Genomic DNA, 14,430 nt, shown 5'->3' on the forward strand with positions numbered 1-14,430 from the left:
GTGTCGTGCGGAGACCGTCCTCAGTAGGAGGATTCGTCCGTGCCGCCGTGCGTCTGGTCGCCGGCGTCCTGCGCACGCGCCGCTCCCAGGATCGTCGCCGCGGCAGAGGTGCCGAGGCGGGTCGCGCCGGCATCGAGCATCGCCACGGCCGCGTCGAGGCCACGCACCCCGCCCGAGGCTTTCACCTGCACGCCGTCGCCGACGTTCTCCCGCATCAGACGGATGTGCTCGACGGTGGCACCGCCGCCCGCGAAACCGGTCGAGGTCTTCACGAAGTCGGCACCGGCCGACTCGCTGAGGCGGCAGGCCCGCGCGATCTGCTCGTCGTCGAGGAAGGAGGTTTCGAAGATCACCTTCACGACGTGGCCGGCTGCGGCGTCGACGACCGCGCGGATGTCCGCCTCGACCTCGGCGTCCATCCCCGAGCGGAGCATCCCGATGTTCAGCACCATGTCCAGCTCGACGGCCCCGTCGGCGAGCGCCTGCTGGACCTCGGCGACCTTCGCCGTCGTCGAGGTGGTGCCGTGCGGGAAGCCGATCACCGTACCCACCGCCACGCCGGTGCCCTCCAGGCGCGCGAACGCGTGCGCGATGTCGGAGGGGCGCACGCACACGCTGAACACCTTCCACTCGGCGGCGATGTCGAGTTCGGCGTCGACCTGTGCACGGGTCATCTCGGGCTTGAGGATGGCGTGGTCGATGGTCGCGGCGAGCTGACTCTCGGTGTAGCTGGTCATGTCCTCAGCCTACGTCGGAGCGGCTCGTCACGTCGTTTCGGATCCCGAGGAAGGACACCGCGGCGCCCACGGCGAGCAGCGCAGCGGTCACGACGGCCGCGCGGTGGAAACCGTCGAGGTCGAGGGCGCCGCCGACGATCGTGGCGAGCATCGCGATGACGACCAGGCCCGCGACCCGCGAGATCGCGTTGTTGACGGCGGAGGCGATTCCCGAGCGCGAGGTGTCGATCGCACCGAGGATGGCCGATGTCAACGGGGAGACGGTGAGGGTCAGGCCCGCCCCGAACACGATCACACCCGGCAGAACCTGCGTCGCGTAGTCGAACGGATCGTCCACCGACAACAGCAGCAGCCCGCCGACGGCCATCACAAGGGGGCCGAGCGTCATGAACAGTCGCGGCCCCCATCGTCCCGCGAGAGAGCCCACCCGGGCGCTGAACAAGATCATGAGGATCGTGATGGGGAGGGTGGCCAACCCCGCCAGTGTCGCCGAGAGCCCGGCGCCCTGTTGCAGGTACACCCCCACCACGAAGCCGTTCAGGGTCAAGGCCGCGTAAACGAAGGCCGTGGTGAGATTCCCCGCCCAGAAATTGCGTGCCCGGAACAGATCCAGCGGCATCATGGGATCGGCCGCCGTGGCCTGGCGCACGAGGAAGCCGGCGAATGAGACCACGCCTACGGCCCCGGCCGCCCAGATCACGGGCGAGGACCATCCGAGGTTCGGCTGCTCGATCAGGGCGAACACCATCCCCCCGAGGCCCACGGTGCACAACAGTGCGCCGGACACGTCGACGGTGCGCCCGGGGGTGCGCACATCCGCGCGACGCAGCGCGAGCAGCAGTCCCAGCGTCACCGCGATCGGGACCACGTTGATCAGGAACACCAACCGCCACGACAACAGATCCACGCTCAGCCCGCCCACGACCGGTCCGACCACCATGGCCCCCGTGGTGGCGGCGGTCCAGGTCCCGATCGCCCGGGCCTGCGCGGGGCCGCGGAACGTCGAGGTGATCAGCGCGAGCGAGCTCGGCACGAGCAGGGCCCCCGCGACGCCCTGGAGGGCCCGCGCGACGATGAGGAACGACGGCGTCGGAGCCGCGGCGATCGCTATCGAGGTGACGGCGAACAGCACCAGGCCCCATCGCAACACGCGGATGCGGCCGAACACGTCACTGAGCGAGCCGGCGACCAGGATCAGTGCGCCGAGGGTGATCAGGTACGCGTCGACGACCCACTGCTGGGTCGTGAGGCCACCGCCCAGGTCGTCGCGGATCGCGGGGAGTGCGACCGTGACGACACTGCCGTCGAGGAAGGACACGAACGAGGCCAGGACCGCGATCGTCAGGACGAGCCGCCCGTCCCGCGGCATCCGTCTGGGCATGATCTCAGGGTACGTCCGCCGCGCCGTCGCGGCTGCGTGCGCCGGGCTGGGTAGAGTCTGTCCGCGTGCCGCGCACCCGCGGCCCGCGCACCTCAGGAGGAATCGTGACCTCGACCCGTCCCACCCGGATGCGCCGACTGCTCACCGCGGCGACCATCGGTCTGGCCGCGATCGCCCTGGCCGCGTGCCAGCCGGAGCCGGAGCCGGCCGCGACCGGTGCGCCGGACGGGACCACACCGACGGCCTCCGGCGCCGCGCCCGCGACCGCGACCCCGACCCCCACCGCGGCGTTCGCGCTGCCGGCCTCGTGCGACGAGATCTACTCGGCCGACATGCGGGCCTCCCTGCAGGCGGAGAATCCGCCGTTGAACGACCCGGGGGTGACGATGTACTCCAGTGAGAACGCGAGCATCCTCGAACTGATCGGATCGGGTGCACCGACGCTGCGGTGCACGTGGGGTGGGCCCTCGGACTATGGGCTCGCCACGAACGTCACCGTCATCGACGCCTCGCAGGGTGAGGACATCGTCGCGGAGCTGACCGCCGCGGGTTTCAGTGACGAGGAGCTGGGCGACGGCAGCGTGCACCGGATCGAGCAGCGGGGGATCACCCTCGATGACGAGCCGTACACGCTGGGCGAGACCCACTACGTCGGTGACGGGGCGATCGTGTCCACGCGATGGGTCAATTTCGCCCCGGCCGGCTACACCGAAGACATCGTCGCGACGCTCTGGGACTGAGATTCTGCGCATTCGGTCGCGGAAGCGCTAGGATGGTCCGCGGAGATCCCGACCGCGTTGTCGCTGCTCGCAGAAGCGAGTGCCCGCGATCGACGGCACCGGCATCCCCGACCCGTGTGCGTGACGGCGTCCCGACGCCGCCCACGGGAGCCACATTCTTTCGACGGATGACCGGGCCGACCCGCATCCGATCCCTAGGCTCAGGAGGAGCATGCCGACCTCGGCACCCGCCGCACAGTCCGCCGCCTCGCGTCGTCGCAGGCCGTCATCCTCACGCCGTGACGATGAAGCGCCGCTGATCCCGATCCTCGCCCGCAAGGTGCGTGAGGTCGAGGCCAAGGCGCAACGCGGCAAGCTCGGCCCCACCAACCGCGTGAAGTTCCAGGTGATCGCGTTCCTCGTTCGCGAGGAACGCGCGAGGGTGAAAGCCGACGAGTCGCTGGCCGATGCCGCTCGTGCGGAGCTGCTCAAGCGCCTCGACGGCGTCGCGACCATCCTCGCCAAGACGGCCGCGCGGGACACCTCGCTCATCCAGTTGCTCGAGGTCGACCAGGCCACCTCGCCGGTCGCCAAGCGCATGCGTCGCGACTGGCTGCTCGAATCGGGCGCCGAGCTCCCGCCCGACGAGCTCATCATCACCGACGTCGCACCCGCCACACCCACGGTGGTCCCGCCGGCGCTGGCCGACCGGCAGGTCGTCCCCGCCGGGATCGAGTCCCGCCAGATGGCCAACCCGTTCCTCGCGCCCGACCTCACGATGCGTGCGCCCGCCGAGAGTCCCCGCCGCCGTCTGGATGGCTGGGAGCTCATGGGACCGCTCTACAAGGCGTTCGAGACCGGTGCCGGTGGCGCCAGCGCCTCGATGGAGCTGCCGCCGGTGCCCGAGTTCGATCGGGTGTCGCCCCGCGGACTCGAGGTCATGCCGCACCAGTCGCGCTTCCTCGAAGCGGTGCGCGACGGTCACCGCGGCTTCCTCCTGGCCGACGAGCCGGGCCTCGGCAAGACCGCCGAATCGGTCCTGGCCGCCTCCGTCGCCGACGCGTACCCGTTGCTGGCCGTGGTCCCCAACGTCGTGAAGATGAACTGGGCGCGCGAGGTCAAACGGTGGACGCCGCACCGCCGGGCCACCGTGATCCAGGGCGACGGGGAAGACATCGACGCCTTCGCCGATGTCTTCATCGTCAACTATGAGATCCTCGACCGGCACCTCTCCTGGCTCGGTTCCATCGGGCTCAAGGGCATGGTCGTCGACGAGGCCCACTTCATCAAGAACCTCACCTCGCAGCGTTCGCGCAACGTGTTGGCGCTCGCCGGCCGCATCCGCGAGCAGGTGCGTGATCCGCTCATGATGGCGTTGACCGGCACGCCGCTGATCAACGACGTCGAAGACTTCGACGCGATCTGGCGCTTCCTCGGGTGGACCAACGGCGAGAAGCCCGGCCCGGAGCTGATGGAGAAGCTCGACGCGACCGGCTTCACCCCCGCCGACAAGGCGTTCTACCCCGCCGCCCGCGACGCGGTCATCTCGATGGGGATCGTGCGACGCAAGAAGAAGGACGTCGCCGCAGACCTGCCCGACAAACTCGTCGCCGACCTCCCGGTCGAACTCGACGACGAGTTCGGACGGTCCATCCGCGAAGCCGAGCGGGAACTCGGATCGCGCCTGGCAGACCGCTACCGGCGTATCGTCGAAGCCCGCGAGAACGCCCGTTCCGGGGCCGCGCTGGCCCCCGGAGAGGTCGATGACGACATCGTGCGTCTGGTCGCCCAGAACGAGCTCGACGAATCCAAGGCCGCGGGATCGGGGAGCGAGAACGTCTTCACGATGGTGCGCCGGATCGGTCAGGCCAAGGCCCACCTGGCGGCCGACTACGCCCTGCAGTTGCAGCGTTCGGTGGGCAAGGTGGTCTTCTTCGCCAAGCACGTCGACGTGATGGACGCCGCCGAGGCGCATTTCGCCGCGTCCGGCCTGCGCAGCGTCTCCATCCGCGGTGATCAGACCTCGACCGCCCGTCAGGAGGCCATCGACGCGTTCAACACCGACCCCGAAGTGGGCGTTGCGGTCTGCTCGCTCACCGCGGCCGGTGTCGGTCTGAACATGCAGGCGGCGTCGAACGTCGTGCTCGCCGAGCTGTCGTGGACCGCCGCCGAGCAGACCCAGGCGATCGATCGCGTGCACCGCATCGGACAGGACGAGCCGGTCACGGCGTGGCGCATCATCGCCGCGCACACGATCGACACGAAGATCGCCGAGCTGATCGACTCGAAGGAAGGTCTCGCGCAGCGTGCGTTGGACGGGCAGGCCGTCGATCCCGGATCGAGCGATTCGGTGCAGCTGTCGGCGCTGATGCACCTGCTGCGTCAGTCGCTCGGGTCCGTCTGAGCGGGATCGTCATCGCCACACGGCACGCGAAGACACGCGCCGTGTGGCAGGACGGCGGCTCGGCCACTAATGTCGGGTGAGGCGACGGCGCCCCCGCATCATCCCGACGATTGAGGACCACAGCATGAAGATCGGAATCCTGACCAGTGGCGGCGACTGCCCGGGGCTGAACGCCGTCATCCGCGGTGTCGTACTCAAGGGCACGACGACATACGATCTCGAGTTCGTCGGCATCCGCGACGGGTGGCGCGGCGTCGTCGACGGCGACTTCTTCCCGTTGACCCGCCACGAGGTCAAGGGGCTGTCCAAAGTCGGCGGCACGATCCTCGGGACGAGCCGCACCAACCCCTACGAGGGGCCGCGCGGTGGCGCCGAGAACATCGCGAAGACCATGTACGGCCACCGACTCGACGGCATCATCGCCATCGGCGGCGAAGGGACCCTCGCCGCCGCCGATCGTCTGGCCAAGGACGGCATCAACGTGCTCGGTGTCCCCAAGACGATCGACAACGACCTCCGCGCGACCGACTACTCCTTCGGCTTCGACACCGCCGTCAACATCGCCACCGACGCGATGGACCGCCTGCGCACGACGGGAGACTCCCACCAGCGCTGCATGGTCGCCGAGGTGATGGGCCGTCACGTGGGTTGGATCGCCCTGCACGCGGGGATGGCCGCCGGGGCGCACGTGATCTGCATCCCCGAGGTGCCGATGTCGATGGAGGAGATCTGTGAGCAGGTCACCAGCGCACACGCCCGGGGCCGCGCGCCGTTGGTCGTCGTGTCCGAGGGGTTCACGCTCAAGGACATGGACGAGGCCTACAGCGACAAGGGACTCGACGCCTTCAACCGCCCGCGCCTGGGCGGCATCAGCGAGCTTCTCGCGCCGGAGATCGAGCGGATCACCGGCGTGGAGACCCGCGCCACGGTCCTCGGCCACATCCAGCGCGGGGGGTCACCGTCGGGCTTCGACCGTGTGCTGGCCACACGGCTCGGCCTCCACGCGGCCGACGCGGTCGTGGACGGCGCCTGGGGCCAGATGGTCGCGATGCGCGGCACGGAGATCGTGCGGGTGCCCTTCGCCGACGCCCTCGGCGAGCTGAACACCGTGCCGTTGTCGCGCTACGAAGAGGCCGCCGCTCTGTTCGGTTGATCCGCCCCCGCACCCGCGGGTGTACCCCACGGAGGCGGTCTGGCCGACCGGTCACGGCCTCCGTGTCGAACATCCCGTGCGGGCGTGGCGCCGATGTGCCACCCGATGGTCACGGGACGACCTGATCGCCGCCGCCGATGCGCTCGCCGCCGACCCCGTTTCCGGCGCCTCGCTCGACGCGCTGCGCGATGAGATCGCGGTCATGGGGGACGCCCGCGGAGGACTTTTGGCCCGGGCGATGGGGAATGGGGGTGGAGGTCAGGCCGGGTCGGCGACTCCCAGGGTGTCGAAGAGCCAGGCGAGCTCGTACGCCCGCTCCTTCCACGAGTTGTATCGCCCACTCACGCCGCCGTGCCCGGCGACCATCTCGCACTTGAGCAGGGCGTCGGCGCCGACCTCGCGAAGACGTGCGACCCACTTGGCCGGCTCGACGTACAGCACCCGTGTGTCGTTCAGCGAGGTCACGGCGAGGATGCGCGGATACCGTACGTCCTCGCGGACGTTCTCGTACGGCGTGTACGACTTCATATACGCGTACACCTCGGGGTCGTGAAGCGGGTCGCCCCACTCGTCCCACTCGATCACCGTCAGCGGCAGGCTCGGGTCGAGGATCGTCGTCAGCGCGTCGACGAAGGGCACGGCGGCGAGGATGCCCGCGAACAGTTCCGGCGCCAGGTTGGCGACGGCGCCCATCAGCAGACCTCCCGCAGACCCGCCCTCGGCCACCATCCGGTCGGGGGTGGTGTAGCCGGCGTCGACCAGGTGCCGGGCGCATGCGACGAAGTCGGTGAACGTGTTGCGCTTGGCCAGCAGCTTGCCGTCCTCGTACCACTGGCGGCCCATCTCGCCGCCGCCGCGCACGTGGGCGACGGCGAACACGACGCCGCGGTCGAGTTCGCTCAACCGTGCGACCGAGAAGCCGGGTTCGATCGAGTGCTCGTACGAGCCGTACCCGTAGAGGTGCACCGGGCGGGGTGTGGCCCCGGCCTCGCCGAATGATCTCTTCCACACGAGGGAGATCGGCACCTGGGTGCCGTCGTCGGCGGTGGCCCAGACCCGGGACTGGGCGTAGTCGTCGGGGTCGTATCCGCCGAGCACCGGTTGCCGCTTGCGCAGAAGCAACTCTCCTCCGGCCACGTCGTAGTCGTAGACGGTGCCGGGGGTGACGAACGAGCCGTAGCCGAGGCGGAGCACCGGGGGCGCCCACTCTGCGTTGCCACCCGTGCCCGCGGAGTACAGCGGTTCGTCGAAGGCGATCTCCGACACGTCCCCGGTCGCGTAATCGAGCAACCCGAGGCGGGCGAGTCCTTCGCGCCGATAGCCGATGACCGCCCAGTCGCGGAACGTCGACAGGCCGAGCAGTCGTCGCCCCGGTTCGTGCGGAAGGACCACGTGCCGTTCGCCGGTCGGGTCCTCGGCCGAGACGCGTACGAGCTCGAAGTCGAGTGCCTCGTGGTTGTGGAGGATGTAGAGCACGTCGCGGCCGTCGACCACGGCGTGGGACACGTCGTACTCGACCCCTTCCGTGCGCGGCCAGACCACCCGCGGTTCGGCCTCGAGGTCGTCGGCGGGAACCAGCCACTGCTCCGAGGTGATCGAAGACCCCGCCTCGATCACCAGGTATCGGTCGCTGCGGGTGAACCCGGCGCCCACCCAGTACCGCTCATCGGCTTCGTGGTGCAGCTTCCGGTCGGCCGAGACCGGGGTGCCCAGCTCGTGCAGCCACACGGTGTCGGGGCGCCAGGCGTCGTCGACCGTCGTGTAGACGATGAACCGGCCGTCGGGCGAGAAGCTCGCACCGGCGAAGGTGTCGGGGATCTCGTCGGGCAACAGGTCTCCGGTGGCGATCTCACGTACGCGGATCGTGTAGCGCTCGTCACCGGCGACGTCGACTCCGTAGAGCATCAACGCGCCGTCGGCGGAGACCTCGAAGCTGCCGAGGGAGAAGAACTCGTGCCCCTCGGCCTCCACGTTGCCGTCGAGGAGGATCTGTTCTCCCGGCACGACGGTGTCCGGGCTCAGCTCCGGCGGGGTCCAGTCGTCCGGGGAGGCCAGGGGGGCGCGGCATTGGATGCCGTACTGACGTCCTTCGTGCGTCCGGCCGTAGTACCACCACTGGCCGCGACGGATCGGCACCGACAGGTCCGTCTCGAGGGTGCGGGCTTTGATCTCGTCGAAGATGCGCTCGCGCTGGGCCTCCAGGTGCGCGGTGCGGGCGTCGGCGTAGGCGTTCTCCCGTTCGAGGTGCGCGATCACCTCGGTGTCGTCCTTGTCGCGCAGCCACTCGTAGCGGTCTTCCACGTCGTCGCCGTGGTGGCGGCGCACGACGGGGCGGGAGGCGGCGCGGGGGAGGGGCGGTTCGAGGGTGTCGGTCACCCCTCCACGGTAGCCCGTCGGTGATCTGGCCTAGGCTGGCCTCCATGGTCGCCGCATCCGTGCAGTTCGGTCAGCACGCCCCCGCCCGGCGCACGATCCTCCACCTCAGCGACACGCATCTGCTGGCGGACAACGCGCCGCTGGTGGGCACCTACGACACCGCGGCGAATCTCGACGCGACCCTCCGGCGCGTCGAGCGGTTGGGTACGCAGCCCGACGCGCTCGTGTTCACGGGAGACCTCACCGATCTGGGCGAGCCGGAGGCGTACCGTGCATTGCGCGATGCGGTGGAACCGGTGGCCGAGGCACTGGACGCGCCGATCATCTGGGTGGCGGGGAACCACGACGAACGGGGCCCCATGCGAAAGCACCTCCTCGATCGGGAACCGACCGAGGAGCCGGTGGTCTCGGTGCACGACATCGGCGGACTGCGCATCGTGGCCCTCGACTCCAGTGTCCCCGGCTGGCATCACGGCGAGCTCGACGCGGCCCAGCTCGCGTGGCTCGCGGAGGTGTTGGCCGAGCCCGCGCCCCTCGGCACGCTGTTGGCGATGCACCACCCGCCGCTGCCGTGCCACCTTCCCGTGTTCGACATCCTCGAGTTGCGCGACCAGCCTGCGCTGGGTGAGGTGATCGCAGACACGGATGTTCGGGGCATCCTGGCGGGCCATCTGCACTACTCGACGTCGGGCACCTTCGCCGGGGTGCCCGTGAGCGTTGCGGCGGCCACCTGCTACACGATGGACATCTCCCGCCCGGCGGTGGAGGTCAACGGCATGGATGCCGGACAGTCCTTCCACCTGACGCATGTGTACGCCGACACGATCACCCATTCGGTGGTGCCGGTCGTGGAGGCGCCGTCGGGGGACTTCTTCTCGCAGGAGTGGGTCGACCACATGGCGTCTCTCACGCCGGAGGCGCGGTTGGAGGCGTTCTCCCGCAAGCGGTGATGCTCCCCGCCGGACAGTCCCAGGACCCGGAACGGCCACGATGTACAGCCGGGTGTTCTCGGGACGCGGGTAGGCTCGGCCTCGTTCCACACTGCCGTGCCGACCCACGAGGATGACCCATGGCCCAGGACGCGACGACGCGCACCCGTACCGAGACCGACTCCCTGGGATCCCTCGAGATCCCCGCCGACGCCTACTGGGGTATCCACACGGCGCGGGCGATGGAGAACTTCCCCATCTCCAAGCGACCCATCTCGGTCTACAAGGACCTGGTGATCGCGCTCGCGATGGTCAAACAGGCCTCGGCGCGCGCGAACCGGGAGATCGGCGTCTTGAACGCCGAACGTGCCGACCTCATCGACCGTGCCGCGCAGCGGATCATCGACGGGGAGTTCCACGATCAGTTCGTCGTCGGTGTCGTGCAGGGCGGCGCGGGCACCTCGACGAACATGAACGCCAACGAGGTGATCACCAACGTCGCCCTCGAGATGGCCGGTCGGGAGAAGGGCGATTACGCGTTCCTCTCGCCGATCGACCACACCAACCGGTCGCAGTCCACCAACGACGTCTACCCGACGGCGGTGAAGATCGGGTTGAGTCTCGATCTTCGCAGCCTGCTCGATGAGCTCGATCTGCTGCGTCGGTCGTTCCTCGACAAGGCGGCGCAGTTCCACGACATCCTCAAAGTCGGGCGCACGCAGTTGCAGGATGCGGTTCCGATGACCCTCGGCCAGGAGTTCCACGGGTTCGCCACCACGCTCGGCGAAGACCACAAGCGCCTCACCGAGAACGCGTACCTCATGTTCGAGATCAATATGGGGGCGACCGCCATCGGGACGGGGATCACGACGCACCCGGGCTACTCGCCGGCCGTGCTGCGCCATCTGAGGGCGATCACGGGCCTGGATCTGGAGTTGGCGACCGACCTCGTGGAATCGACCAGCGACACCGGATCGTTCATGTCCTTCTCGGCCTCGCTCAAGCGCAACGCGATCAAGCTGTCGAAGATCTGCAACGACCTGCGGCTGTTGTCGTCGGGGCCACAGGCGGGACTGGGGGAGATCAACCTGCCTCCGCGTCAGGCCGGGTCGAGCATCATGCCGGGCAAGGTGAACCCCGTGATCCCGGAGGTCGTCAACCAGGTCGCCTTCGCGGTGGCGGGTGCCGACACGACCGTCACGATGGCCGTCGAAGGCGGTCAACTCCAGTTGAACGCGTTCGAGCCGATCATCGCGCACTCGATCTTCCAATCGATCACCTGGATGCGGCGGGGCATGCACACGTTGCGTGTGAACTGTGTGGACGGCATCACGGCGAACACCGAACGGCTGGGAGCGATGGTCGGCGCCTCGGTCGGCGTCGTCACGGCGCTCACGCCTTTCATCGGATACGCCGCGTCCGCGGCGCTGGCCAAGACCGCCCTGCTGACGGGCCGCAACATCGCCGACCTCGTCGTCGAGGCCGATCTCATGACACGCGAGCAGGTCGCCAAGCAGCTCTCTCCCGCGCGCCTGTCGGGTCTCGAGGCGATCACGACGGCGATCCCGATCGCGCAGCCGGCCGAGAACGTCGTCGCCCCTTCGGATTCCGGGGCGCGTCCGCGCGCGTGACGACCGCCGGTGGGCGGTGTGCCCGCCCCGTTGCCGCCCGGCGTCGTGAGCGATAGCGTTCCGAACGACGGTGCCGTGCCCGAGCGGCCCACGAGGGAGGAAGACCGTGTCCGATCCGCAGAGCCCCGTGCCGCCCGCCCCCGGAGACTCCGGCGCCGCGCAGCCGACGCCGCCGAGCGCCTATCCGCCGCCCCCGGCCGCCGAGAGCGCGTATCCGCCACCGCCGTCTCCGGAGGCCACCTACCCGCCTCCGCCGGCGGCCCCCGAGCAGGGGGCGCCCACCGGTGCCGCCTATCCGCCCCCGGTGCAACCGGGCGCCTATCCCGTTGCGCCCGAGCAGCCTGCCGCCACGCCCGGCAAGACGCTCGGCGTCGTCGCGCTCGTGCTGTCGTTCTTCCTCCAGCTGATCGCGCTCATCCTCGGAATCGTCGCGCTCGTCCAGAGCCGCAAGGCCGGAGCCAAGAACGGCTTCGCCGTCGCGGCGATCATCATCAGCTCGGTGCTCATGGTGATCGGGATCATCATCGCCGTCGTGCTCGTCGCCGCCCTCGCCCCGATGCTGTCGGCGTGTGCCGACCTCGGGCCGGGCGTGTGGGAACTCGCCGACGGCACCATCCTCACCTGCGGCTGAGCGGGTGGCGCTCCGCTCCGAAGGGTCCGTGCGTGCGTTGCGCGGACGGACCCTTCGGGTCTCAGTCGAGGATGCGGCAGTGCGTGGTCAGCTCCCCGATGCCGTCGACGCCGACGGTCACCGTGGAACGGTCTCGCAGGAACACCTGCGGGTCGCGTGAGTAGCCGGCACCGCCCGGGCTTCCCGTCGAGATCAGTGTTCCCGGCAGGAGCGTCACCGACCGGGAGAGGTGGGAGATGAGCGAGGAGACCGGGCGCACCATCTGGCCGGTGGACCCGTCCTGCAGCATGTGGCCGTCGAGCCGGGTCCAGATGTGGAGGCTCTGCGGGTCGGGGACCTCGTCCGCGGTCACGACGAAGGGGCCCACCGGGGTGAACCCGTCGAACGACTTGCACCGCGACCACTGGGCTTCGGAATACTGGATGTCCCGTGCCGTGATGTCGTTGACCACCGTGTAGCCCCACACGTGGGAGAGGGCGTCCTCGGGGGAGACGTCCTTCGCGGGCGCGCCGATGATCACTCCGAGTTCGGCTTCGTAGTCGACGGACTCGCTGAGGGACCGCGGCCAGCTGGTCGTGCCGTCGTGGGCGGCCAGGGAGTTCGGCCACAGCACGAACACCGTCGGAGTCGAGTCGGTCTTCAGTCCGAGCTCGCTCGAGTGCGCGGCGTAGTTCAAACCGATGGCGAGGATGACCGGCGGGGTCAACAGCGCCGGGGCGAAGGTGAGCCCGTCGATCCGTCGGCGCGGGCCACGATGGCCGTCCAGGGAGGTCCGCACGCGGTCGAGCACGGCGTCGCCGCCACGGATGAGCTCTTCCATCACGCTCGGCGCGCCGTCGAACAAGTCCGCGACCGCGACGACCTCCTCGCCGTCCGCGACGACGAGATGGGGGTGCGATGCCCCCGGGGCGATGACGTGGGCGAAGCGCATGATCTCAAGGCTATCGCCGAGGGCTGTCGTGTCGGGCACGCCCGTAGGCTGATCTCATGTCGCCCTCCGCGCCGTCGTCGGATCCGTCGCGCCCCTCGCTGACGCCGCCCCCGTTCCATTCGCCGTTCGAGCAGCCCGAGGTCGTCCCCGGGGCGGCCATTCCCCGTGCCGATGCCCCGGCGCACGCGTTCGGTCGGCGACCGGCGGTGTCGGCGCGGTGGGGTCGCTCGGCTCCGCTGTGGGTGTCGGGTCTGGTCGTGCTGGTCGCCGTCGCCGTGGTGGGCTACTTCCTCAATGCCATCGGGCCGTCGGCGTCGCTGATCGGGATGGTCCTGGCCTTGGTGCCGTTGGCGGTCGTGCTGTTCGCGGTCCGCGTGATCGATCGGTGGGAACCGGAGCCCGTCGGGCTCGTGGTGGCCGCCCTGGCCTGGGGGGCTTTCGTCGCGATCGGGATCACGCTCGGGTTCGATCTCTTGCTGTTGTCCGCGTTCGGGCCGGACTCCGATTTCGTCGCCACCGTCGTCTCGCCCGTGTTGCAGGCCCCCGTGGTGGAGGAGGTCGCGAAGGGGCTCGGTGTGTACGTCATCTTCCTCAGTGCCCGGCGCGCGTTCGACGGTCCCGTCGACGGCATCGTCTACGGGGCGCTCGTGGGGGCCGGGTTCGCGTTCACCGAGAACATCCAGTACTTCGCCCTCAGCTACATCGAGGGCGGTGCCGCAGACACCACCGCCACCTTCTTCGTGCGCGGCATCCTCTCGCCGTTCGCGCACGTGATGTTCACGAGCGTGACAGGATTCGCGCTCGGACTCGCCGCCCGTCGCGGCGCGCGGGCCGGTGCGGCGTTCGGTCCGTGGCTGCTCGGCATGGCGGGGGCGATCGTGCTCCACGCGTTCTGGAACGGCTCCGCGGTGTTCGGGGACTTCTTCGCGCTCTACCTGACGCTTCAGGTGCCGTTGTTCGCGCTGTTCATCCTCGGGCTCGTCGCGCTGCGCCGGGAGGAGGCCCGACTCACCCGCACACGGCTGGCCGAGTACGCCGCCGCGGGGTGGTTCACCGAGCAGGAGGTGGACATGCTCGCCACCGGGCGTGGCCGGAAGGCGGCGCTCGCGTGGGCGGGCTCGCTGCGCGGTGACCGCACCGAGCTGATGAAGGGGTTCATCGCAGATGCAACGGCGCTCGCCGCCGCACGCCAGCGGGCGATCAGCGGGCGCGACCCGCACGCGGTGCATGACGAGCACGCTCTTCTGGAGCGCACGACCGCGGCGCGCGCGGCGATGTTCGCGCCGTGATCGGCCCCTCGTGACGGACCCGCCTCACACAAGACTCAGCGCCCGGTGCCGCGGCAATGCCTGCGTGTCTCCCGAGCGCTGAGTTGGTCGTTGGCCTCAGCATGCACCCGGGCGGCAGAGGTGTCAAGAGCCGGTGTGGTCACCCTCGCCGTGGGGGTGCAGGGGCATCCCTCGCCGCCGCACGGGAAGAGGGCATCGGTCGAAACCGGGTCGAGAATCTCCTGCGTCGTCGACAGGGACACGGGGTGG

The 14,430-nt window shown here is 69.6% G+C and carries 11 protein-coding genes; 7 read left to right on the top strand and 4 right to left on the bottom strand.

The window, feature by feature from the left end; translation table 11 throughout:
- Positions 1-20: 20 nt before the first annotated feature.
- Positions 21-737 (bottom strand): deoxyribose-phosphate aldolase, encoded by a 717-nt coding sequence (gene deoC / locus ABD204_RS09035; protein ID WP_194425177.1) that lies wholly within the window; start codon positions 735-737, stop codon positions 21-23.
- A gap of 4 nt (positions 738-741) precedes the next feature.
- On the bottom strand, positions 742-2,118 hold the full coding sequence (locus ABD204_RS09040) for an MFS transporter (RefSeq protein ID WP_206697527.1): 1,377 nt from the start codon (positions 2,116-2,118) through the stop codon (positions 742-744).
- Between the two features lie 104 nt (positions 2,119-2,222).
- Between ABD204_RS09040 and ABD204_RS09045 the strand changes: the two genes are divergently transcribed.
- The 3 genes from ABD204_RS09045 to ABD204_RS09055 all read left to right on the top strand — a co-directional run bounded on the left by ABD204_RS09045 (position 2,223) and on the right by ABD204_RS09055 (position 6,394).
- Entirely contained in the window at positions 2,223-2,858 is a 636-nt protein-coding gene (locus ABD204_RS09045; protein WP_194425178.1) for a hypothetical protein, read from the top strand.
- A gap of 211 nt (positions 2,859-3,069) precedes the next feature.
- Entirely contained in the window at positions 3,070-5,241 is a 2,172-nt protein-coding gene (locus tag ABD204_RS09050; RefSeq protein WP_194425179.1) for a DEAD/DEAH box helicase, read from the top strand.
- A gap of 124 nt (positions 5,242-5,365) precedes the next feature.
- Positions 5,366-6,394 (top strand): 6-phosphofructokinase, encoded by a 1,029-nt coding sequence (locus ABD204_RS09055; protein WP_194425180.1) that lies wholly within the window; start codon positions 5,366-5,368, stop codon positions 6,392-6,394.
- 258 nt (positions 6,395-6,652) lie between these two features.
- Here ABD204_RS09055 and ABD204_RS09060 read toward each other — a convergent pair whose 3' ends face one another.
- The gene (locus ABD204_RS09060; protein ID WP_194425181.1) at positions 6,653-8,770 is read right to left on the bottom strand and encodes a S9 family peptidase; all 2,118 of its coding nucleotides are present in this window, start codon (positions 8,768-8,770) and stop codon (positions 6,653-6,655) included.
- 44 nt (positions 8,771-8,814) lie between these two features.
- Here ABD204_RS09060 and ABD204_RS09065 point away from each other — a divergent pair, with 44 nt between their 5' ends.
- From ABD204_RS09065 to ABD204_RS09075, 3 genes are all read left to right on the top strand, one after another.
- Entirely contained in the window at positions 8,815-9,720 is a 906-nt protein-coding gene (locus tag ABD204_RS09065; RefSeq protein ID WP_194425182.1) for a phosphodiesterase, read from the top strand.
- A gap of 119 nt (positions 9,721-9,839) precedes the next feature.
- Positions 9,840-11,330: an aspartate ammonia-lyase gene (locus tag ABD204_RS09070; protein ID WP_194425183.1), complete on the top strand. Its 1,491-nt coding sequence runs from the start codon at positions 9,840-9,842 to the stop codon at positions 11,328-11,330.
- 106 nt (positions 11,331-11,436) lie between these two features.
- A complete protein-coding gene (locus tag ABD204_RS09075) occupies positions 11,437-11,961 on the top strand; it encodes a DUF4190 domain-containing protein (protein ID WP_194425184.1) in 525 nt (174 codons plus the stop codon).
- 61 nt (positions 11,962-12,022) lie between these two features.
- Here ABD204_RS09075 and ABD204_RS09080 read toward each other — a convergent pair whose 3' ends face one another.
- A complete protein-coding gene (locus tag ABD204_RS09080) occupies positions 12,023-12,892 on the bottom strand; it encodes a fumarylacetoacetate hydrolase family protein (protein WP_194425264.1) in 870 nt (289 codons plus the stop codon).
- A 56-nt stretch (positions 12,893-12,948) separates the two neighbouring features.
- Between ABD204_RS09080 and ABD204_RS09085 the strand changes: the two genes are divergently transcribed.
- Entirely contained in the window at positions 12,949-14,181 is a 1,233-nt protein-coding gene (locus ABD204_RS09085; protein ID WP_194425185.1) for a PrsW family intramembrane metalloprotease, read from the top strand.
- Positions 14,182-14,430: the final 249 nt, after the last annotated feature.

The sequence above is a fragment of the Microbacterium aquimaris genome (assembly GCF_039531285.1).
Classification (GTDB): domain Bacteria; phylum Actinomycetota; class Actinomycetes; order Actinomycetales; family Microbacteriaceae; genus Microbacterium; species Microbacterium aquimaris.

Coding starts and splice junctions, on each gene's coding strand:
- deoC (WP_194425177.1), bottom strand. CDS start 737: ATGACCAGCTACACCGAGAGTCAGCTCGCCGCGACCATCGACCACGCC.
- ABD204_RS09040 (WP_206697527.1), bottom strand. CDS start 2,118: ATGCCCAGACGGATGCCGCGGGACGGGCGGCTCGTCCTGACGATCGCG.
- ABD204_RS09050 (WP_194425179.1), top strand. CDS start 3,070: ATGCCGACCTCGGCACCCGCCGCACAGTCCGCCGCCTCGCGTCGTCGC.
- ABD204_RS09055 (WP_194425180.1), top strand. CDS start 5,366: ATGAAGATCGGAATCCTGACCAGTGGCGGCGACTGCCCGGGGCTGAAC.
- ABD204_RS09065 (WP_194425182.1), top strand. CDS start 8,815: ATGGTCGCCGCATCCGTGCAGTTCGGTCAGCACGCCCCCGCCCGGCGC.
- ABD204_RS09070 (WP_194425183.1), top strand. CDS start 9,840: ATGGCCCAGGACGCGACGACGCGCACCCGTACCGAGACCGACTCCCTG.
- ABD204_RS09080 (WP_194425264.1), bottom strand. CDS start 12,892: ATGCGCTTCGCCCACGTCATCGCCCCGGGGGCATCGCACCCCCATCTC.
- ABD204_RS09085 (WP_194425185.1), top strand. CDS start 12,949: ATGTCGCCCTCCGCGCCGTCGTCGGATCCGTCGCGCCCCTCGCTGACG.